Annotated in this window: 10 protein-coding genes; 8 read left to right on the top strand and 2 right to left on the bottom strand. The window is 69.9% G+C overall.

Going from position 1 to position 21,277, the window contains the following annotated elements; translation table 11 throughout:
* The first annotated feature begins 154 nt into the window (after nucleotides 1-154).
* The 8 genes from BN4346_RS34080 to BN4346_RS34045 are packed head-to-tail and all read left to right on the top strand — an operon-like array spanning nucleotide 155 to nucleotide 18,294.
* Nucleotides 155-901 carry a thioesterase II family protein gene (locus BN4346_RS34080; RefSeq protein WP_067971573.1) on the top strand — a complete coding sequence of 249 codons (747 nt, stop codon included), beginning with the start codon at nucleotides 155-157 and terminating at the stop codon, nucleotides 899-901.
* On the top strand, nucleotides 894-2,231 hold the full coding sequence (locus BN4346_RS34075) for a beta-ketoacyl [acyl carrier protein] synthase domain-containing protein (protein WP_067971564.1): 1,338 nt from the start codon (nucleotides 894-896) through the stop codon (nucleotides 2,229-2,231). Before BN4346_RS34080 ends, BN4346_RS34075 begins: the two co-directional genes overlap by 8 nt.
* A complete protein-coding gene (locus BN4346_RS34070; protein WP_067971563.1) occupies nucleotides 2,225-5,176 on the top strand; it encodes an SDR family NAD(P)-dependent oxidoreductase in 2,952 nt (983 codons plus the stop codon). The genes BN4346_RS34075 and BN4346_RS34070 overlap by 7 nt, the downstream gene beginning before the upstream one ends.
* Nucleotides 5,169-11,840, top strand: a complete 6,672-nt coding sequence (locus BN4346_RS34065) for a non-ribosomal peptide synthetase (RefSeq protein ID WP_078058596.1) — start codon at nucleotides 5,169-5,171, stop codon at nucleotides 11,838-11,840. Before BN4346_RS34070 ends, BN4346_RS34065 begins: the two co-directional genes overlap by 8 nt.
* Nucleotides 11,837-16,240, top strand: a complete 4,404-nt coding sequence (locus BN4346_RS34060) for a non-ribosomal peptide synthetase (RefSeq protein ID WP_067971562.1) — start codon at nucleotides 11,837-11,839, stop codon at nucleotides 16,238-16,240. The genes BN4346_RS34065 and BN4346_RS34060 overlap by 4 nt, the downstream gene beginning before the upstream one ends.
* Nucleotides 16,237-17,529, top strand: a complete 1,293-nt coding sequence (mbtG, locus tag BN4346_RS34055; RefSeq protein WP_067971559.1) for an NADPH-dependent L-lysine N(6)-monooxygenase MbtG — start codon at nucleotides 16,237-16,239, stop codon at nucleotides 17,527-17,529. Before BN4346_RS34060 ends, mbtG begins: the two co-directional genes overlap by 4 nt.
* Nucleotides 17,510-17,740 carry an MbtH family protein gene (locus BN4346_RS34050; protein ID WP_067971558.1) on the top strand — a complete coding sequence of 77 codons (231 nt, stop codon included), beginning with the start codon at nucleotides 17,510-17,512 and terminating at the stop codon, nucleotides 17,738-17,740. Before mbtG ends, BN4346_RS34050 begins: the two co-directional genes overlap by 20 nt.
* A gap of 35 nt (nucleotides 17,741-17,775) precedes the next feature.
* Nucleotides 17,776-18,294 (top strand): hypothetical protein, encoded by a 519-nt coding sequence (locus BN4346_RS34045; RefSeq protein ID WP_154677586.1) that lies wholly within the window; start codon nucleotides 17,776-17,778, stop codon nucleotides 18,292-18,294.
* A gap of 39 nt (nucleotides 18,295-18,333) precedes the next feature.
* Here the strand turns inward: BN4346_RS34045 and BN4346_RS34040 are convergent, their stop codons facing one another.
* Entirely contained in the window at nucleotides 18,334-19,878 is a 1,545-nt protein-coding gene (locus tag BN4346_RS34040) for a xylulokinase (RefSeq protein ID WP_067971556.1), read from the bottom strand.
* A complete protein-coding gene (locus BN4346_RS34035; protein ID WP_067971555.1) occupies nucleotides 19,875-21,269 on the bottom strand; it encodes a pyridoxal phosphate-dependent decarboxylase family protein in 1,395 nt (464 codons plus the stop codon). Before BN4346_RS34035 ends, BN4346_RS34040 begins: the two co-directional genes overlap by 4 nt.
* Nucleotides 21,270-21,277 lie beyond the last annotated feature (8 nt).

Genomic DNA, 21,277 nt, shown 5'->3' with positions numbered 1-21,277 from the left:
CGCCGCATGCGGTGCGCATGGGTCGTCGGCCGGTCCGGGCGGTGGCGATGTGCGGTAGTTCCGCCGCCGCCCGGATTTCCGGCCAGCCCCCTGTCGGGGTAACCTAACGCAGGGAAATTAGGGCAGCCTTTACTAATACTTGCGAGGGGATCGGATGGCCGTCGACGACACCTCGGCCGTCGAACAGTTCCCCTCCTGGATCGGCCGCTTTCCCGGGCCCGGCGCCCCCACGCTGGTCTTCCCGCACGCCGGCGGAACCGCGGTCAACTACCGCCCGCTGGCACTGGCCCTGGCCGCCGGCGCCGACACCTACGTCATGCAGTATCCGCAGCGTGCCGACCGTTTCCGCGAACCGGCCGCCGAAACCCTGCCGGAGTTGGCCCGCAGCCTGTTCGACGCCGCGCCTTGGCGCCAGCTCGGGCCGCTGCGCCTGTTCGGACACAGCATGGGCTCGCTCGTCGCGTTCGAGTTCGCCAGGATCGCCGAAGAGCGCGGCATCGAAATCCAGCGGCTGTGGGCCTCGGCCGCGCCTGCGCCGGGCACGGTGGCCGGTCTGCGCAAGGTGCCCACCGGCGATGCCGACCTGCGCGCCGAACTCGCCCAGCTGGGCGGCACCGACCCGCGAATCCTGGCCGACGAGGAATTCCTCACCCTGCTGCTGACCCCGGTGCGCTCGGATTACCTGGCGTTCAACCGTTACCAGTGCGCACCCGATGCCACCATCGGTGCCGACATCACCGTGCTGGGCGGCCGCTCCGACGACCGGGTCGGCGCCGACCTGCTGGAACGCTGGGCCGACCACACCACCGGCGCCTGGTCGATGTCGCTGTACGACGGCGGACACTTCTATCACTACGAGCACATCGAGACCTTGGCGAAGCGGATCATCGCCGATGAATGATCGGCGCGAAGACCCGGTCGTCATCACCGGTCTCGGCGTCGAGGCGCCCGGTGGGATCGACACCGCCGAGCAGTATTGGGCACTGCTGGCCGACGGCCGCGAAGCGCTGAGCACCATCCCCGAGGACCGGGACTGGGCGGTGCGCGAACTCATCGAGGGATCGCACCGCGACGGCTTCAAGCCGATCTGCAACGCGGGCGGATTCCTTTCCGGCGCCGCCGAATTCGATCCCGGCTTCTTCGGTATCGCACCGCGCGAGGCCGTCGCGATGGACCCGCAGCAGCGGGTGGCACTGCGGGTGGCCTGGCGCGCCCTGGAAGATGCCGGCATCAATCCCGACGAACTCGCCGGCCACGACGTCGGCGTGTACCTCGGCGCGTCGGTCACCGGCTACGGCCCGGACATGGCGCAGTTCGGCGCGCACAGCGGTCACCTGCTGCCCGGCACGGCACTGTCGGTGATCTCGGGCCGGGTCGCCTACACCCTGGGGCTGGCCGGCCCGGCGATCACCGTCGATACCTCCTGCTCGTCGGCGCTGTCCGCAATGCACCTGGCGGTGCGGGCGATTCAGGCCGGTGACACTGATATGGCGCTCGCCGGCGGGGTGTGCGTGATGGGCTCGCCCGGCTTCTTCGTCGAGTTCTCCAAGCAGCACGCGCTCTCCGACGACGGCCACTGCCGGCCCTACAGTGCGGCCGCCACCGGAACGGTGTGGGCCGAGGGCGCCGGAATCTTTGTGCTGCAACGAAAATCGGCCGCCCTGCGCGAGCGCCGCCACATCTACGGCGAGATCATGGCCAGCCGGCTCAACCAGGACGGTCACACCACCGGCCTGCTCACCCCCAGCGAACAGGCCCAGCAGCGGCTCTTCCGGCACGCCCTGGCCGACGCCGGCGTGCAGCCCAGCCAGGTCGGAATGATCGAGGGCCACGGAACCGGGACCCGGGTCGGCGATCCCGTGGAGCTGCGCTCGCTGATCAGCGTCTACGGCACCGACACGACAGCCGGCGCCGGCCCGCGGCTGGGCTCGGTCAAATCCAACATCGGCCATACCCAGGCCGCGGCCGGGGCACTCGGGTTGACCAAAGTGCTCCTGGCCGCCGAGCACCAGGCGATCCCGCCCACCCTGCATGTCCGCGACGGCTGGCACGACGGCATCGACTGGGACGCCCACGGCATCACGCTGGCCGAAACCATCACCGCCTGGCCGGCCAGCGACGGCCGCCGGATCGGCTCGGTGTCGGCGTTCGGGATGAGCGGCACCAATGCCCACCTGATCGTCGGGGTGGCAGAGCACGCCGAGCGTGCGGAAACGACGCTGCCGTGCTGAACAGCCACCCGACCACCCTGCCCGACGGCCGGATCCCCGTGCTGATCTCGGCACACGCCCGCGACCTGGTGGCTGCCGAGGCCGGTGCGCTGGCGCGTTACCTGCATAACCATCCTGCCGGGGTCGAGGCGGTCGCCCACACCCTGCGGGCCACCCGTCCGGTGCGCCGCTACCGCGCGGTGATCCGGGCCCGCGACGCCGCCGAGCTCATCGCCGGCCTGGACGCCGTCTACCGCGGCGTCGAACACCCACTGGTGGCTCAGTCGCATCAACCCGAGGCCGCTCGCACCGCTTTCGTGTTCCCCGGCCAGGGGAACCAATGGCCCGGCATGGGAGCCGAACTACTCGGCATCGCGGCGTACCGCGCCGAGGCGGACCGCTGCCATGACGCCTTCCTGCGCGCCGGTCACGCCTCGCCGCTGCGCTACCTGCGTGGCACCGACGACGCCGACACCGACCCGGTGGTGGTGCAGGCCGCCCAGTTCACCCACGCCGCCGCGCTGGCCGCCACCTGGCGGCATTTCGGCGTGCCGCCCGACATCACCGTCGGCCACAGTCTGGGGGAGCTGGCCGCCGCCTACACCGCCGGCGTGGTGGACTTGGACGCCGCCGTCGCGGTGGTGGCAGCACGGGCGCAACTGACCGACCAGCTGGCCACCAACGCACCGGTCCGGTTCGGCATGGCGATGATCGCCCTGACCGCCGACGCTGCCGCCGACATCATCGCCGCGACCCCCGGCTGGCTGGAGCTGTCAGTGGTCAACGGCCCCGAATCGGTGGTCGTCTCTGGCGAATGGGCCGCGATACAGCAGATTCTGGAGTCCGCCGGCCAGCGCGGCGTCTTCGCCCGCGAACTGCCGGTGCGCTACCCGGCGCACACCAGCGCACTGGAGCCGCTGCGAGACCAGCTGACCGGCCAGCTTCCCGAGGCGCAATTCCACAGCGCCCCAGTGGAATTCATCGGATCGGTGTACGGCGGACCGATCCCGCCCGCCACGACGTTCGGACAGTATTGGTTCGACAATCTGCGTCGGCAGGTCCGATTCGATTTGGCCGCCGCTGCCGCGGTGGCGCGCGGCGTCACCACGTTCATCGAGATGTCGGCGCACCCGACCCTGTTGGTGGCGTTCGGCGACTCCGTCGGTGCCGCCCAGGTGCTGGGCAGCACCGACCGTGACCGGCCACCCGGTGAGGCGCTGGCAGCCAACATCGCCGCCGCGGCGATCGCCGACCCCGGTTACCGCTGGCGCGACTTTGCGCCGGATGCTCCTGCGCTGCTGCGGCATTTCCCGCACGCACCGATGCACACCAACCGGCTGTGGGCCGGCACGGAATCGCCCGGGCCGCGCCATCGGATGCCGGTCGTCATGACCGAAAGCTGGCGGCCGGTCACCGAGCCGGAGCAACGGCCCGCGCGGGTGGCCGTCGTCGACTACGCCGGGCAGTCGGGCGAGCTCACCGCGCAACTGGTGGCTGCGCTGGACGTAGAAGTGGTGAACCCGGCCGACGCCGAGTTCCTGCTGCTGATCGCTCCGCTCAGCCACGCGGTCGATATCACCACAGCAACAACCGAGTTCGCCGAGCACGCGGCCAGCCAGGCCGGTGTCCAACCCGCAGCGAACTGCCGCCGGGTATGGCTGCTGACCCGCAGCGCCGAACAACTCGACGGTGATCCGCCACCGCGCCCAGGCGCCGCCGCGCTGGCCGCGCTGCACCGCAGCATCGGATTCGACTATCCCGATCACACATTCGCGCACCTGGACCTGCCGGTGCAGCCCACTGCCGCCGACCTGCGGGCCGTTGGCGCCGCGCTGTGGCTGACCGAGACCGAGGTCGCGGTGCGTGCGGGGAGCCTGGCGACCCGTCGATTCGTCGAGTCCGTCGAGTCTAGGGCCGCCGCAACGGTGCCCACGGTCCCGGAGACCGTGGTGATCAGCGGCGGAACCGGCGCCATCGGATTGGCCTACGCGGCGTTCTGCGCCGAACACGGCGCCCGCGACATCGTCCTACTCAGCCGCAGCGGGGCCAGCGATGCGAGTACGCCGCAGTTGGATGCGTTGCGCGCGCGTACCGGGGCGCGTATCACCGCGATCCGCTGCGACATCACCGATGACGCCGCAGTCGCGGCGGTCATCGCGCAATATCGCCCCGTACCGGCCGGGCTGCTGGTGCATACGGCATCGGCAGAAGCCGTGGCCGCGTCCAAGGTGACCGCGGAGGCGGTTCGGGATGCGTTCGGCGCCAAGGTGATCGGACTGGACAACCTGGCACGGCACTGGCCGCTGGACGCCGACGCACACGTACTGGTGTGCTCCTCGGTACTGGCGCTGTGGGGCGGGTCGGGACACGGACTCTACGCGGCGGCCAACCGGATGGCCGACACGCTGGTGGGACAGCTGCGGGCGCAGGGCCACGGCGCCACCTCCATCCGCTGGGGACTGTGGCGCAGCGTGGCCGTGGTCAGCGGCGAGGAGAAGGACCGGATCGCCCGAACCGGCCTCACGCCGATGGCCCCGGACGCCGCGATCACCGCCGGACTTCTTGCCGCGCCGGACGACCCGGCGATCCTGGCCGCCGATTTCGACCGACTGGCGGTGTTCTTCGACAGTCAGGGCGTGCCCTCGCCGTTCGACCAATCGCTGACCGCAGCACCGGCGGACGCCGATGCCGATCGCCCGATCGGTGAGGTGGTGGCCGACGAACTGGTGACGGTGCTCGGCCTGGAAGGCCCCGACGACATCGACATGCACCGGGCCCTGGTCGACCTCGGCCTGGATTCACTTCTCGCACTGGACCTGCGCAAGCGCTTGGGGCGGGCCACCGGCCTGCGTGTGGCGCTCGGTCCGCTGCTGGCCGGAATGACCGGAGCCCAGCTGACGGCGACGCTGACCGATGACGCGGCGCCCGCCGCGGCCACGGAAAGGACTGTGTTCACCCATGACTGACACCGGCGGTTTAGCGAGGCTCGACGAAGGAGAGGCGAAGCTGGAATCGCCGCGTGACACCGGCGGTTTAGCGAGGCTCGACGAAGGAGAGGCGAAGCTGGAATCGCCGCGTGACGCCGTCGACCAGGCGACCGACGCGAACGAGCTGCGGCTGGAACTGCTGCGCCGCCGACTCGCCGAACGCGGGCTGGCCGCCGCTTCGACAGCTGCGGTGCCACAGTCCGGGCCGGCCAATGGTTCTGGGCCGCTGACCATGAGCGACGGGCAGCGTCGGATGTGGTTCGTGCAGGCGCTCGACCCGGACGGCGCCCTGGCCAACATCTCGGTCTCCTACCGGCTCACCGGCCCGCTGGACGGCGCCCGGCTGCAGGCCGCGCTGGCAGCAGTGGCCGCGCGCCACCCGGTGCTGCGCACCGTCTACACCGTCGACGACGCCGGCGAACCCCACCCGGTGATCGCCGAGGTCACGCCGGGCTTCGCCGCACACGACCTGTCTGACCTCGCCGAACAGGCCCGCGCGCTGCGCCTGGAAGTCCTGGCTCGGCGAGAATTCGGTACCCCGTTCCGGCTGGATGCCGATGCCCCGCTGCGGCTCACCCTGGTCCGGGTTGCACCAGAGGAACACATTCTGCTGCTGGTGGCTCACCACATCGCCTGGGACGACGACTCCTGGGCGGTCTTCTTCGCCGACCTCACGGCCGCCTATGCCGACCCGGAGCAGTTCGCCACCCGCGCGCCCGTACCGCACCCCGCCGCTCCGGCGGGCTCCGGCCACGAAGCCGAGCTGCACTACTGGCGCACCCTGCTGGCCGACCCGCCGGACCCGTTGGAGCTGCCCGGCCCGCACGGCTCGGCGATACCCAGCACGCTGCGCGCCGGCTTGTGCACCCGCACCCTGTCCGCCGAGTTGATGTCCGGCATCGCCGATCTGGCACGTCGCAACGGCGCCACGCCCTACATGGTGATGGCCGCGGCGTTGTCCGCCCTGATCTACCGTTACACCGCCACCGATGACTTCCTCATCGCCTCACCGGTGCTCAACCGCACTGCCGGTACCGACGGGGCCATCGGCTACTTCGGCAACACGGTGGTGCTGCGCGCGAAGGTTGACGCCGCTGTCCGGTTCGGCGAGCTGCTGGCGCACACCCGCGACGCCGCATTGGGGGCGTTCGGCCACCAGGGCATCAACCTCGACCGGGTGGTGCGTGAACTCAACCCGGATCGCCGCCACGGGGGAGTGGAACGACTCACCCGGCTCAGCTTCGGCTTCCGCTCGGCACAGGGGGGCGGCTTCCAGCCGGACGGGATCACCTGCACCCGAGCCGATTACCGCGGCAAGGTCGCCCAGCTGCCGCTGGGAATCATGGTGGAGGCCGGCGGCTCCCACGATGGCGGCGCGCTGATCGAGGCCGAGTACCTGCACGACGTGCTCGACGAGGCATTGGTCGAGCAGTTGCTGCGCCACCTGGTGCAGCTGCTGTCGGCCGCCGTGGCGCAGCCCCAGACCGTCGTCGGTGAGCTGGACATGCTCGGCGATGACGACCGGGCCTGGCTGGACGCGATTTCCCGCGGACCCGACTTCGTCCCGCCCCCCGAGGCGCCGGCCACCCTGGGCGCGCTGGTGGCCGACCGGGCCGCGGCCACCCCGAACGCCATCGCCGTCGTCGACGACCACGGCCGGTACAGCTACGCCGAGATCAACGTGCGCGCCAACCGGATCGCACACCACCTGATCGCCGCGGGCATCGGCACCGAGGACAAGGTCGCGGTGCTGTTCGGCCGCTCGACGGATTTGGTGGTCACCGCCCTGGGTATCGCCAAGGCCGGCGCCGCCTACGTTCCCGTCGACCCCGAATACCCGCCGGACCGTATCGAATTCATCCTCGGTGACGCTCGGCCGTCGATCGTGCTGCGTGAGCCGCTGACCGCCGACGAGCTGGCCGGCCGTCCCGACACCGACCCGACCGACGCCGACCGGGTGCGCCCGCTGCGTTCGGAGAATCTGGCCTACCTCATCTACACTTCCGGTTCGACCGGGTTGCCCAAGGGCGTCGAGGTATCTCATGCCCCGATCACCGAGTACCTGGTCTGGTTCGGCGGCGAGTACGGCGTCGACGACACCGACGTGCTGCTGCAGGTCGCCTCGCCGAGCTTCGACGTATCGATCGGCGAACTGTTCGGCACCCTGGGAAGCGGTGCCCGGCTGGTGATTCCGCGCCCGGACGGACTTCGCGACATCGGCTACCTGACCGACCTGCTGCAGCGCGAGGGCGTCACCGCCATGCACTTCGTGCCGTCGCTGCTGGGCCTGTTCCTGTCGCTGCCCGGCGTGAATCAGTGGCGCACCCTGCGGCGCATTCCGATCGGTGGCGAACCGTTGCCGGGCGAACTCGCCGACAAGTTCCACGCCACCTTCGATGCCCTGCTGCACAACTTCTACGGCCCCACCGAGACCGTGGTGAACTCTTCCCGCCACAAGGTGGAAGGCCCCCAGGGCAACCGCATCGTGCCGATCGGCAGCCCGAACATCAACACCACCATGTGGTTGCTCGACGACGCCCTGGCGCCGGTGCCGGTCGGGGTGATCGGCGAGATCTACATCGGCGGAACACATGTGGCCCGCGGCTACTTCGACCGCCCCGGCCTGACCGCCGAACGTTTCGTCGCCGACCCGTGGACACCCGGCCAGCGGCTGTACCGCACCGGTGATCTGGCCCGCCGCAATGCCGCCGGCGACCTGGAATTCATCGGCCGCGCCGACGACCAGGTCAAGGTCCGCGGCTTCCGGATCGAACTCGGCGAGGTGGCCTCGGCCATCTCGGTGGATCCCAGCGTCGGCCAGTGCGTGGTGGTGGTGTCCGACCTGCCCGGGTTGGGCCGCAGCCTGGTCGCCTACCTGACCCCCGCCGGGCCGGGTGCCGTGGAAGAGACCGTCGAGATTCCGCGGATCCGGGCCCGCGTGGCCGCGGCATTGCCGGAATACATGGCGCCGGCGGCCTACGTGGTGGTCGACGACATCCCGATCACCGCGCACGGCAAGATCGACCGCGCCGCGCTGCCCGACCCGCAGCGGATCGAGAGCACGCCCTACCGGGAGCCGCAGACCGACACCGAACACCTGGTGGCGCAACTGTTCGCCCAACTGCTGTCCCGCGACCAGGTGGGCGCCGACGACTCGTTCTTCGACCTGGGCGGTCACTCGCTGCTGGCCACCAAACTGGTCGCGGCGATCCGCGCCCGCTGCGAGGTGGAGATCGGCATCCGGGAGATCTTCGAGGCCAGCACGGTGGCCCGACTGGCCGCCGCGATCGACCGGGCCCCGGCCGCGCAACCCGGCGAAAACGGGGCCGGGCGACCGCCGTTGGTCGCCGTACCGCGCACCGGCAATCTCCCGGTCTCGGCGTCACAGCTGCGGACCTGGTTCGCCTACCGACTGGACCCCGGTGCCACCGGTGACAACATTCCGCTGTCGGCCCGGCTCACCGGCCCCTGCGACACAGCTGCCCTGACCGCCGCGATCGGTGACATGGTGGCCCGCCACGACAGTCTGCGCACCACGTTCCGTGAGATCGACGGGCTGCCTCACCAGGTGATCAATGCGTCCGCGGCGGTGCCGGTGACCGAACTGCAGTGCCCCGAAACCGATCCGGGTGCCGTCGCGGCGTGGACCCGGGCCCGACTCGACGAGCAGCGCGCCGTCGCATTCGACCTGGAACGGGATTGGCCGATCCGGGCGGCGCTGCTGCACCTGCCCGGCGACGAACGGGTGCTGTCCCTGGTGGTGCACCACATCGCCGCCGACCACTGGTCGGTCGAGGTGCTCTTCACCGACCTGCTGATCGCCTACCGGGCGCGCGCCGCCGGCTCCGCCCCGGCCTGGGAGCCGCCGGCATTGCAGTACGCGGACTTCGCGCACTGGCAGGGCGAACTGCTGCGCGACGAGTCCGGTCTGATCGAGGCGCAACGCCGCTACTGGATCGAGCAACTGGCCGGCCTGGCCGACGACACCGGACCGCGGCCGGACTATCCCCGCCCCGCCACCGCGAACGGCTCCGGCGACTCGGTCGCCTTCACCGTCCCCCCGCAGGTGCGAGCAGGGCTGGCGGCGTTGGCTCGCGAGACCGGCGCTACCGAGTTCATGGTGATGCAGTCCGCGGTCGCGGTGCTGCTGCATCTGGCCGGCAGCGGCGACGACATCCCGCTCGGGGTGCCGATCGCCGGACGCACCGACAACGCCCTGGACAACCTGGTCGGGTTCTTCGTCAACATCGTGGTGCTGCGAAACCGGTTGTCCGGCAACCCGACACTGCGCGACGTGGTCACCCGGGCGCGGGAGGCCGCACTGGGCGCCTACGCGCATGCCGACCTGCCGTTCGACCGGCTGGTGGAGGCGCTCAACCCGGTCCGCACGCTCTCGCGTAACCCGCTGTTCCAGGTGGTGGTCCACGTCCGCGAGGCCGCCGACGTCACCCACGTCATCAGCAGCGGTCCCGAGGGCGACCTGGTCTTCCGCACCGTGATGCCCACGTTCGACATCGCGCACGCCGACCTGTCGGTGAATCTGTTCACCACCAAGGAGTCCGACGGGGACGGCGGTTCCGGTTATGACGGACATCTGATCTACCGCACCGACCTCTACGAGCGCGCCACCGTACAACGACTGGCGGACTGGCTGGGCCGGGTGCTGGCGACCATGGCAGCCGATCCGGGACGGGCGCTGCGCGACATCAGCCTGGTCGACGACGAGCAGCGCGAGCGCATCTTGCACCAGTGGAGCCGCGGTGCCGAGATTCCTGCGGGCGATCCGCAAACCATCGCCGAGGTGCTGGCGCCCAGCCGCAGCTTTGACGGTGTCGCCGTGCGATGCGGCGGAGCCGAGCTCACCTACCCGCAGCTGCATCGCCGCTCCGACCGGCTCGCCGAGCTGTTGATCGCCGCCGGCGTCGAACCCGGAACCCTGGTGGGCCTGTCGGCGCGCCGCGACCTGGATCTGCCGGTGGCGCTGGTCGGCATCATGAAGGCCGGCGCCGGCTACTTCCCGCTGGACCCGAGCTACCCGCGTCAGCGCCTCGAGTTCATGATCGACGACGTCGCACCGACAGTGATCCTGGTCAGCAGCGCCACCCGGGACGCGATTCCGGCGCCGGACGGTGTCACGCTGCTGTGCCTGGATGACGCCGAAGTGCAGGCGGAATTGGCGAAAGATGCTGCTGGGGTGGATCTTCCGGTGCCGCACCCCGACGACCCGATGTATCTGGTATTCACCTCCGGCTCCACCGGTACGCCCAAGGGCGTGCTGGGCACCCACCGGTCGATGAGCGCACGGCTGAACTGGCAGATCGCCCACTACCCGGTCGGCGGTGACGACATCCGGCTGGCCCAGTCGTCGATGACCTTCCTGGAAGGCGGCATGGAGATGCTGGCCGGGCTGGCCGCCGGGGCGACGCTGATTCTGGCCGACGACAACGAGTTCCGTAACCCCGAAGCATTGGCACGGCTGATCGTGGACGAGCGGGTGGCTCAAGTGACCGCGGTGGCCAGCCTGATCTCGGTGCTGGCCGATTCCGACAACTCGCTGCGCGGCCTGCGCCGCCTGGTGTGCAGCGGTGAACCCGTCTCGGCGGACCTGCTGGCCCGGCTCGGCGGGGCACTGGATCCGAACGCTCAACTGCTCAACAACTTCGGTGCCACCGAAACCTCGGGTGCAGTGGTGCGCGGTGAACTCGAGCCGCCCACACCGAAACTGGGCCGACCCACACCCGGGTCGCAGGCCTACCTGCTCGACGACGCACTGCAGCCGGTGCCGCCCGGGGTGGTCGGCGAGGTCTACTACGCGGGCCCGCAGATCGTCCGCGGCTACTGGAAGCGGCCGGGACTGACCTCGACCCGCTTCGTCGCCAACCCCTTCGCCAACGTTTCGGGCGACCGGCTCTACCGCAGTGGCGACCGGGCCCGGTGGACCGTCGACGGGGTATTGGAGTTTGTTGGCCGCACCGACCACCAGGTCAAGGTGCGTGGATTCCGGGTGGAGCTGGCCGAGGTCGAGGCCGCATTGCGCGGCGCACCGGGAGTGGCGACCGCCGCTGCCCGCACCTGGGAGCAGCGCGGTGTCACCACGCTGGCCGGCTACCTGGTCCCAGCCGCCCCGGTCGCCGACGCGGCGGAGTTCATCGCTTCGGTGCGTGCGGCCGTCGCCGCGACGCTGCCCGGCTACATGGTCCCGTCATCGCTGACGGTGCTCGACGCCATGCCGTTGACGGACTCCGGGAAGCTGAACCGGCCCGCGCTACCGCAGCCGGCAGTGGCCACCCGCGGGGAATCGGACCCACCGGTCACCGCCACCGAACAGACCCTGGTCGGAATCTGCGCCGAACTATTGGGTGTCGCGGCGATCGGGCGCAGCGACGGCTTCTTCGAACTCGGCGGCGACAGCATCCTGTCGGTGCAGCTGGCGGCGCGGGCGCGCGCCGCGGGGCTGGACGTCGACCCGCGGATGATCTTCGAGCACCCGACCTTCGCCGAACTGGCCGCCGCTGTCGACCTTCACGCTGCTGCCGGTGGCACCCCGGAGGCCGCCGACACGGCGTTTGAACCGATGAGCGTCTCGGGTCTGAGCAGCGACGCCCTGGCCGATCTGACCGCGGCATGGGGTGATTCGCCGTGACCGAGACCTCCCAACGGGTGGCCCCGGCGATCGAGGATGTGCTAGCGCTCTCGCCGCTGCAGCAGGGATTGTTCTCGCTGGCCACACTCGCCACCGATGACGGGGCCGACGGTGTCGACGTCTATACCGTGCAGTTCGTCATCGACATCGTCGGCGCCGTCGACCCCGGGCTGTTGCGCCGCAGTGCCGAGGCGATGCTGGCCCGGCATGCGAACCTGCGGGCCTCGTTCTGGGACGTCGACCTGCCGCACCCGGTGCAGATCATCCCGGCGACAGCGGTTCTTCCGTGGCGGGAGATCAACGCTGCGCCAAGCGAATTCGATGAGATCGCGCGCATCGAACGCACCACGAACTTCGACTTGGCCCGCGGACCGTTGCTGCGCTTCGTGCTGGCCCGGTCCGCCCCCGAGCAGTACCGGCTGATCCTGACCGTGCACCACCTGTTGCTTGACGGGTGGTCGATGGCGGTGTTCTTCGACGAAATGGTGGCGATCTATCGCGCCGGCGGCGTCGACCCGCTGCCTGCGCCGCGCCCCTACCGCGACTACATCGGCTGGCTGACAAACCAAGACACTGCCGCCGCGACACAACGGTGGCGCGACTACCTGGCCCCGCTGCGCGCCCCGACCATGCTGGCCGGCGGTGCGCGAGCCGCGGTGGGCAGCGCCGTCCCGCAGACCCACGAGGTCGCGCTGGACAGCGACGCCACCGCCCGTGTGACCGAGTGGGCCCGCCGGCACGGGCTGACGCTGAACACGGTGCTGCAGTTCGCCTGGGCGGTGCTGCTCGGCCGGCTCACCGACCGGACCGACGTGGCGTTCGGCGCGGTGGTGTCGGGCCGCCCGCAACAGCTCACCGGCGTCGAGACCATGGTCGGCCTGTTCATCAACACCGTCCCGGTGGCCGCGTCGACACCGCCGCGCGCCGAGGTGGTCGCCACCTGCCAAGCGCTGCAACGCGATACCGCTGCCATGCGCGACCTGGGGTACCTGAGTCTGTCGACGGTGCAGCGGGCCAGCACCAACGCGGTGTTCGACACCCTGCTGGTATTCGAGAATGCGCCCATCGGCTCGGCGTCAGCCGGGGTCACCACCGATGACGGGGTGCGCTTCATCCCGGTCACGGTGGAAAGCCTCACGCACTATCCCCTGACCCTGGTCAGCTACCCGCCCCGCGACGGCCGGCTCACCGTGCTGCTTGAGGCGATCCCAGCTGCACTGGGGGAGCTGTCGATTCCAGATCTGGGGCAGCGGCTGCTGCAGGTGCTGCGCCAGCTGGCCGACCCGGCGCGGCCCCAGATAGCCGATCTGGATGTGCTGCTGCCCGCCGAGCGGGTACGCGGAGTCGACCCGGTGTCGCCCCGCATAGACCCGGCGACTTCGGTGCCCGCGCTGTTCGCCGCGGCCGCCGCGGCGCACCCGGACAGTCCGGCGCTGTCCGGCGAGGACCGCAGCCTGACCTACGCCGAACTGGCGGCCGAATCTGCCGAACTGGCAAGGGCATTGGCCGGGCGGGGGATCGGTCCCGAAGACCGGGTCGCGATAGCGCTGCCTCGCTCACTGGATTCGGTCCTCGCGATCCTGGCGGTGCTGCAGGCCGGGGCGGCCTACGTTCCCGTCGACATCAGCCTGCCCGACGTGCGCATCGAATCGATTCTGCGCCAAGCCGGTCCGAAGCTGACACTGACGGTCGAACTGCTCGCCGAGCTGCGTTCCGAAGATGCCGGGCAGACCGCGACTCCGACCGCGATCCACCCCGACTCGGCCGCCTACGTGATCTTCACCTCCGGATCCACCGGAGAACCCAAGGGCGTCGTCGGCACCCACCGCGCGCTGGCGTCGTACTTTGCCGACCACCAGCAACGCATGTACGAGCCCGCCGTGGCGCGCCTGGGCCGGGCACTGCGCGTCGCGCACGCCTGGTCACTGAGTTTCGACGCGAGCTGGCAGCCGCTGGTCGGCCTGCTGGGCGGGCAGACCGTGCACCTGTTCTCCGCCGACGAGATGCGCGACGCCGAGGCGATCATCGACGGCATCCGCCGCCACCGACTGGACATGATCGACACCTCACCGTCGATGTTCACCCAACTGTTCGACGCCGGCCTGCTTGATGCCGGCTCCGATCACCGCCTCACGGTGCTGGCGCTCGGCGGCGAGGCCATTGCCCCGCACACCTGGGCGAGACTGCGGGCGGCGACCTCGACGGCGGTCCACAACTGCTACGGACCCACCGAAACCACCGTGGAAGCCGTCGTCGCCAACGTCGCCGACACCGATGTTCCGGTGATCGGAGAAGCGGTGCGGGGCATGAGCGCCCACGTACTGGACTCGGCGCTGCGCGAAGTGCCCGACGGGGTGGCCGGCGAGCTGTACTTGGCTGGCGCGCAGGTCACCCGCGGCTATCTGGGCCGCGCCGCGGCGACTGCGGCCCGCTACATCGCCGACCCGTTTCGCACCGGCGGCCGGATGTATCGCACCGGGGATCTGGTCCGGCGCCGGACCGATGGCCGCCTGGTCTACCTCGGCCGGGCCGACGACCAGGTCAAGGTGCGCGGCTACCGGGTCGAGATCGCTGAGGTCGAGGCGGCACTGGCCGCCGCGACCGGGGTGACCGCCGCCGCGGTGCTGCCCGTGCAAGGGCCGGCCGGAACCCAACTGGCCGGTTTCGTCACCGGCGCGCAGGTGGACACCACCCGGGTGCGCGCCGAGATCGGCACCCGGCTGCCGTCCTACCTGATACCTGCCCGGATCACCGCGGTGGAATCGATGCCGTTGACCTCCAACGGAAAGCTGGACACCGAGACGTTGGCGGCACTGCTGGCGCAGTCCGATCCGCTCGGCTGCGGCATAGCGGCGGCCACCGACACCGAACGGGTTCTGGTGGAGCTGCTCGCCGAGGTGTTCGCCGGCCCGGAGGGCGCCGCGGGGGCGGAAACCGTCGCGCCGGGGGTCGAGACCGATCTGCGTGAGCTGGGTTTGGACAGCATCGTTGCGCTGTCGATGGTGCGGGCGGCCCGCCGGCGCGGCTTGCCGTTGCGTCCGCGGACCATCTTGAGCTGCAACACGATTCGGGACGTGGCTGCCGCTTTGGACAGGGAAGTCGCCGAAGCCGGCGAGGCGGTGCAGCGCGACGGGTCGCAGGCGGCCGACGGGCCGATTCCGCTGCTGCCGGCCGGCCGCTGGCTCTACCAATACGGCAGCCCCCGCCGACTGGGGCAGGTCGAAGCGATCCGGCTGCCCGACGACACCGAACCGGAGCAGCTGCGCGCTGCCCTGGCCGCGATCGTCGCCGCGCACCCGCTGTTGCATGCCCGACTCGACCCGGCCGACCTGACGCTGCATCCGACCGAGCCCGTCGACGTCCTGACCGAGGTCACGGTCGAGGCGGCCGACCTTTCGGCGGTCACCGAGCACGGCACCCGACTGTTGGAGAGCCTGGATCCGGCGAACGGAGTCATGCTGCGGGCGGTGTGGCTGCGCGCGCCCGACGGCGCGGGAGTGTTGATGCTGTGCGGGCATGTGCTGGCACTGGACCCGGTGTCGTGGCAGGTGATCCTCGGTGAACTGCATGCCGCAATGGCCGGGGCGGATCCGCTGCCGGAGCGCAGCGGTTACCGGCGTTGGGCGACCGCGCTGCACGAGCGTGCGCACAGCCTGGACACCGTGGACTTCTGGGCCGCCCAGCTGGCCGGCGAGGATCCGGATCTGGGTGCTCGGCGGGTCGACCCGCAGCGCGATCGCGCCGGTGATCTCACGGTGTCGGTGACCGTCGCCGACGCGATGTTGACCGCTGCGCTGTTGGCCTTGCCGGTTCCGATGCATGACCTGCTGGTTGCGGCGACCGCGCGGATGGTCACCGCCTGGCGGGCCGGCCGCGGGCAGGCCGGCGCGACACCGCTGCTGGCCTTGGAGACCCACGGGCGTGCCGAGGAGGTTGTGACCGGTGTCGACACCGCCGACATCGCCGGTCTGCTGTCCGCGATCTATCCGCTGCGGGTGGCCCAGGCCGACCCGGCCGGCGTGGCGCGCGCACTGGCCGACATTCCGGGCGGCGGAATCGACTACGGGCTGCTGGCCTACCTGCGTGCCGACACCGCCGACCGGCTGGCAGCCCAGCCGGGTCCGCAGTTGCTGCTGAACTACCTGGGCCGGGTCGACCGGGCCGGGGGTGGGCCGGCCGTGGCGCCAGACCTGATCGCCGGGTTGCCGTCGGTGCCCGAACCCGGCCAGGCGGTACGCCACGAGCTGAGCATCTTTGCCGCGGTGGCCGACCTCGGGGCGGGACAGGCGTTGATGACCCAGTGGCGCACGCTGCCCGATATCCTCGGCGACGCCGAGATCGGGCAGCTGCAAGAGCTGTTCGCCGACAGCCTGGGCGACCTGGTGGAGGAACTGCGATGAGCACACTTGCGGTGGTGGGCGCCGGGGCCAAGGCGGTCGCGGTGGCCGCGAAGGCCGCGGTGCTGCGCGAGATGGGCGTCGCCGCACCGGACGTGGTCGCCGTCGAACGCACCGAGGTCGCCGCCAACTGGCGCGCCTCCGGCGGCTGGACCGACGGCGCGCACCGGCTGGGCACCAGCCCGGAGAAGGACGTCGGCTTCCCGTACCGCTCGGCCCTGGTTGCCGGCCGCAACGCCGAACTCGACGAGCGAATGACGCGCTACGGCTGGCAGTCCTATCTGATCGCCACCGGACAGTTCGCCGAGTGGGTCGACCGGGGCCGGCCGGCCCCCACCCACCTGCGGTGGAGCCAGTACCTGCGCTGGGTGGCCGACGCGGTGCAGCTCAAGGTGATCCCCGGTGAGGTAGAGCGGCTGGGGGTGAACGGCGCCGGTTGGGTGCTGCACACGAGGGAGGCCTCCCGGGAGACTACGGTCGCCGCAGACGCAGTGATGATCACCGGTCCGGGCCAGGCCGAGAAGTCGATCCTGCCCGGCAACCCGTTAGTGCTCTCGATCGCGCAGTTCTGGCACCGGGCTGCGGCCGACCGGATCAGCGCCGAGCGCGTCGCCGTTATCGGCGGCGGCGAGACCGCCGCATCGATGCTCAATGAGCTGTTCCGGCACCGGGTTTCGACGATCACCGTGATTTCCCCACAGGTGACGCTGTTCACCCGTGGGGAGGGCTTCTTCGAGAACGCGCTGTTCTCCGATCCCATCGACTGGACCGCGCTGACTTTGGCCGAGCGGCGAGATGCGCTGGCCCGCACCGACCGTGGGGTGTTCTCGGCGCGGGTGCAGGACGCGCTGCTGGCCGACGACCGGATCCGCCACCTGCGGGGCCGGGTGGCGCACGCGGTGGCCCGCGACGGCCGAATCCGACTGACACTGAGCACCAACCGCGGCGGTGAGAACTTCGAGACCGTGCACGGTTTCGATCTGGTCATCGACGGCTCCGGTGCCGACCCGCTGTGGTTCGTATCGCTGTTCGGCCAGGACACCTTGGACCTGCTGGAGCTGGGCCTGGGCGGGCCGCTCTCCGGTGACCGGCTGGCCGAGGCGATCGGGCACGACCTGGCTGTCACAGAGGTGGCCCCGAAGCTTTTTCTACCCAACTTGGCAGGTCTCACCCAGGGACCCGGTTTTCCCAACCTGAGTTGTCTGGGACTGCTGTCCGACCGGGTCCTGGGCGCCCACCTTTCCGCTGCGCCACCGATACCGAGGAGATCCGATGAGCACCAATCCCTTTGACGACGAAAGCGGCAGTTTCTACGTGCTGGTCAACGACGAAGAGCAGTACAGCCTGTGGCCCACATTCGCCAATGTTCCGGCCGGGTGGCGTGTGGTCTACGGAGGTGAACAAGGTGCCGACCGCGCCGCCTGTGTGGAGTACGTCGAGCAGCATTGGAACGACCTGCGGCCCAAGAGTCTTCGTGATGCCATGGCGGCCGAACAGGGGTAACCTGGCTCCGATATCCGTCGTTCGAAGGGGGAACCGTGACTGGAAAACTTCTACTCCTGGGCGCTGCGGCGCTGACTGTGATCGGGCTGTCCGGGGGAGGCATTGCCTCTGCAGAGCCGGCCGCGCCGCAGGACTCCGTGGCCGGTGCGCCGCTGCCGCTGGACCCGGCACCGGCTCCTGCGCCGGCGCCTCCGGCCCAGGGAGCTCCGCTGCCCACCACCGGTGAAGTGGCGGGCATGCTCGACAGGCTCAGCGACGCCGGCATCGGCTACAAGGAGAAGGGTGATCTGGTCGAGAACGGCATCACGCAGCACGAGGGTCATGGACTCGACAGCGAGCTGCGCAGGGCCTACCGCGACGGAGAGCTGCCCTACAACTTCGACGTGCTCAACGTCGTGTCTACCGGCGACGGCAAGGCACTTGCCAACGTGACGATTACCGGTCCTAAGTCGCCGGCGCCGCAGACCGTGCCGCTTCAACTCGTGGACCAGGGCAGCTGGGTGCTGTCGCAGGACTCGGCGATGCAACTGATGCAGATCCTCGCCGCCCACTAGCGGTAGCGTCGGGTTTCCCGGGCTCGCGGCACACGTGGGTCAGCGGTTGAGGCGGCCGAACATGCCCTTCTGCGCCGTGTAGAGCCCGGGGAACTCGGCGAAGAGCCGGTCGTAGACCGCGTGATTGGCGGCCACCGGCTCGAATACGCCGTCGAGCGGGATCAGGTCGCGTAATGCGTCGCGATCCAACTCGCCCATCCCGATCCCGGCGAACAGCGCCGCGCCCCGCAACTGGGCGTTCAACGGATCGGCCACCCGCTCGCAGGTACGGCCGGTGACGTCGGCGATGATCTGGCACCACAGGTCCGAGCGTGCCCCGCCGCCGACGATCCGGATCGGTCCGGCGTTGGGGGTGAACCGATTCACGCACTCGAGCAGCCAGCGGCTGTTGTAGGCGACCCCTTCGAGCACCGCACGAACCAGATCGGCGCGGGTGGTGGCCAGCGACAGGTTGTGGAAACCGCCGCGGGCACGGCGGTCATCGACGGGGGAGTGCTCGCCTTTGAGCCAGGGCGTGAAGATCACCCCGTTCGAGCCGGCCGGTGCGTCCGCCGCCACTGCGGTCAGCGCGTCGTAGTCCAGATCGTCGAATACGGTGTCGCGCAGCCATTGCAGCGCTCGGCCAGCGGTGTCCTGATTGTTGACCACGAGGTAGGACGTCGGGTCGAGGCCCGCAACGGTGGCCAACTGGTGGAACGCATCGGTCTTCTTGAACGCCACCGGGCAGCTGATCCACGACGTGGTGGAGATGGTCAGGTGCAGCTCACCTTGGCGCACCGCACCCGAACCCACCGCTGCGCTGTGCAGATCCGGGGTGCCGGTGACCACCTGGGCCGCAGGCGATATGCCGAGTTCGGCGGCGACCGCCGGTGCCACCGGACCGATGATCGAACCGGTCGGCACCAGCGGCGGCAGTTTCGCCCGATCGACACCGGCCAGGCGCACCAGCACGTCGTCGTAGTCGAGCACGTCCAGGTTGCGGTTGTTGGTGAGCCAGCTGCCCATCATCGAGGCCCGCGATGCCGCCGCCCGTCCGGTGAAACACATGCCGAGGTAGTCGACCGGCTCCAGGAGCCAGCGGGTTGCCGCGAAGACAGCTGGGTCGCCGTGCTGCAGGTGCAGCATGTGCCCGACCGGATCGTCCCCGCTGGGCGAGGGGATGCCGCCATTGCGACGAAGCCAGCTGAGCAGGACCCGCGGCCGGTATCCGGCGATACGGCCGCCGAATGCCTTGCGGCTGTGGGGCGCACCGCGGGTGTCCATCCACATCACGCACGGGCCCACCGGACGTCCCGCGGCGTCGACCGGGACGGTGCTGGCCCACTGCCCGGTGATCGACACCCCGGCCACCTGCTCGCCGCGGATGCCGCTCTCGGCCAGCCCGCGTTTGGTGGCGTCGCGGATGATCTCCCACCACAGGCCGGCGTCCTGGATGGCGGCTCCGTCCGGACCGTACTCGGTCGAGACCGCGATGAGGTCCGACCACAGCACGGTGCCCTCCAAGGACACGAAGCCGACTTTGGGGCCGCCAGTGCCCAGGTCGACGGCCAGAACGACGCGATCGACGCGCTCCGCACTGCTCATAGGGGCGGCAAGGACTGCTGGGTGTCCAGGATGTGCTCCATGAACCCTTCGATGAACTGAGCCGCCTCATCGGTCATTCCGCCGGGAACGCCGCCATAGACCGCGGCGCTGATCGGTGCCTCACCGGCGGCGGTCTTCTTCTTGGCGTACTCGATCGCGTCATCGAGATCGGCGGTGAATGCCTCGACGACACCGGGTTGGGTCTGCGGCCGGGTGACCGCCATGTGGATGGCGTTGGGGTATTGCTGGCCGTTGAACCGCCAGCCCCTGGGCTTCATGGCGTCGGCGACGTGGTAGATGTCGAACTCGTCGGAGCGGAAGCTGAAACAGAATGTGGGCGAACCGATGATCGTCAGTTCGGGATGGCTGCGCACCACATCCTGCATCGCCGACGCCGTCTCCAGGATCGCCTTGGCGTAGCGCAGGTAGCCCTCGCGGCCCAGCTGCACCATCGACGCCCACGCGGCGGCGATCAGCCCGCCCGACCGGGAGCCTTCGATGCCCGGGGACATGTACTTGCCGCCGGTCCAATCCGGCAGGAAGAAGTACTGCGCATTGCGGTACGCCTTGTCGCGGAACAGCAGCGTCGAAGCACCTTTGAGCGCGTAGCCGTACTTGTGGTTGTCTGCCGAGATGCTGGTGACACCGGGCACCCGGAAGTCGAAAACTGGTACGTCATAACCCAACTCGTTCGCGAACGGCAGGACGAAACCGCCGAGGCAGCCGTCGACGTGCAAGCCCACCCCGCGCGCTACGGCCAACTGTCCCAACTCCGGGATCGGGTCGACGGTGCCGTAGCCGTAATTGCAGGCCGAGCCCATGATCGCGATGGTGTTCTCGTCGATGTTGTTCGCCACCCACTCGACATCGACCTGAGCGGTCTGCGGGTCGACGGGCGCCTTGCGAAGCTCGATGCCGAACAGGTGACAGCCCTTGTCGAAGGCCGGGTGACCGGTTTCGGGCTTGATGAAATTGGGCCTGGTGATGCCTCGATGCTTGGCGGCGTGCTCACGGTAGGCCAGCAGTGCGTGAATGATGCTGCCGGTGCCACCGGTGGTGACCATGCCGACCGGCTCGGTGTCGGTGATGGCCTCGGCGTGCATCAGGTCCAGTGCCATCGCGATGACTTCGCCCTCGAACTTGGTCGCCGACGGGCAGATGTCGCGCTGGAGCACGTTCACATGGGCGAACAGTCCGAATGCCTCATCAAGGAAGCGGTAGTGCTCGTGGTCACCGCAGTACATGGTCCCGGACACCTTGCCGGTTTCCCAGGTGGGGTCCTCGGCCTGCGCCATGTCACGCAGCTCCGCGAGCACTTCGTCGCGCGGCCGGCCCTGCTCGGGCAGCGTGCGGTTGACGGTGTAGCGGTCCGTGTAAGGAAAGTCGGACATGGTGAGAG

This window comes from Mycolicibacter icosiumassiliensis, from assembly GCF_900078685.2.
Taxonomy (GTDB): domain Bacteria; phylum Actinomycetota; class Actinomycetes; order Mycobacteriales; family Mycobacteriaceae; genus Mycobacterium; species Mycobacterium icosiumassiliensis.
Note: the sequence above shows the minus strand (reverse complement) of the source record. Positions and strands in the feature narration are given on the sequence as shown.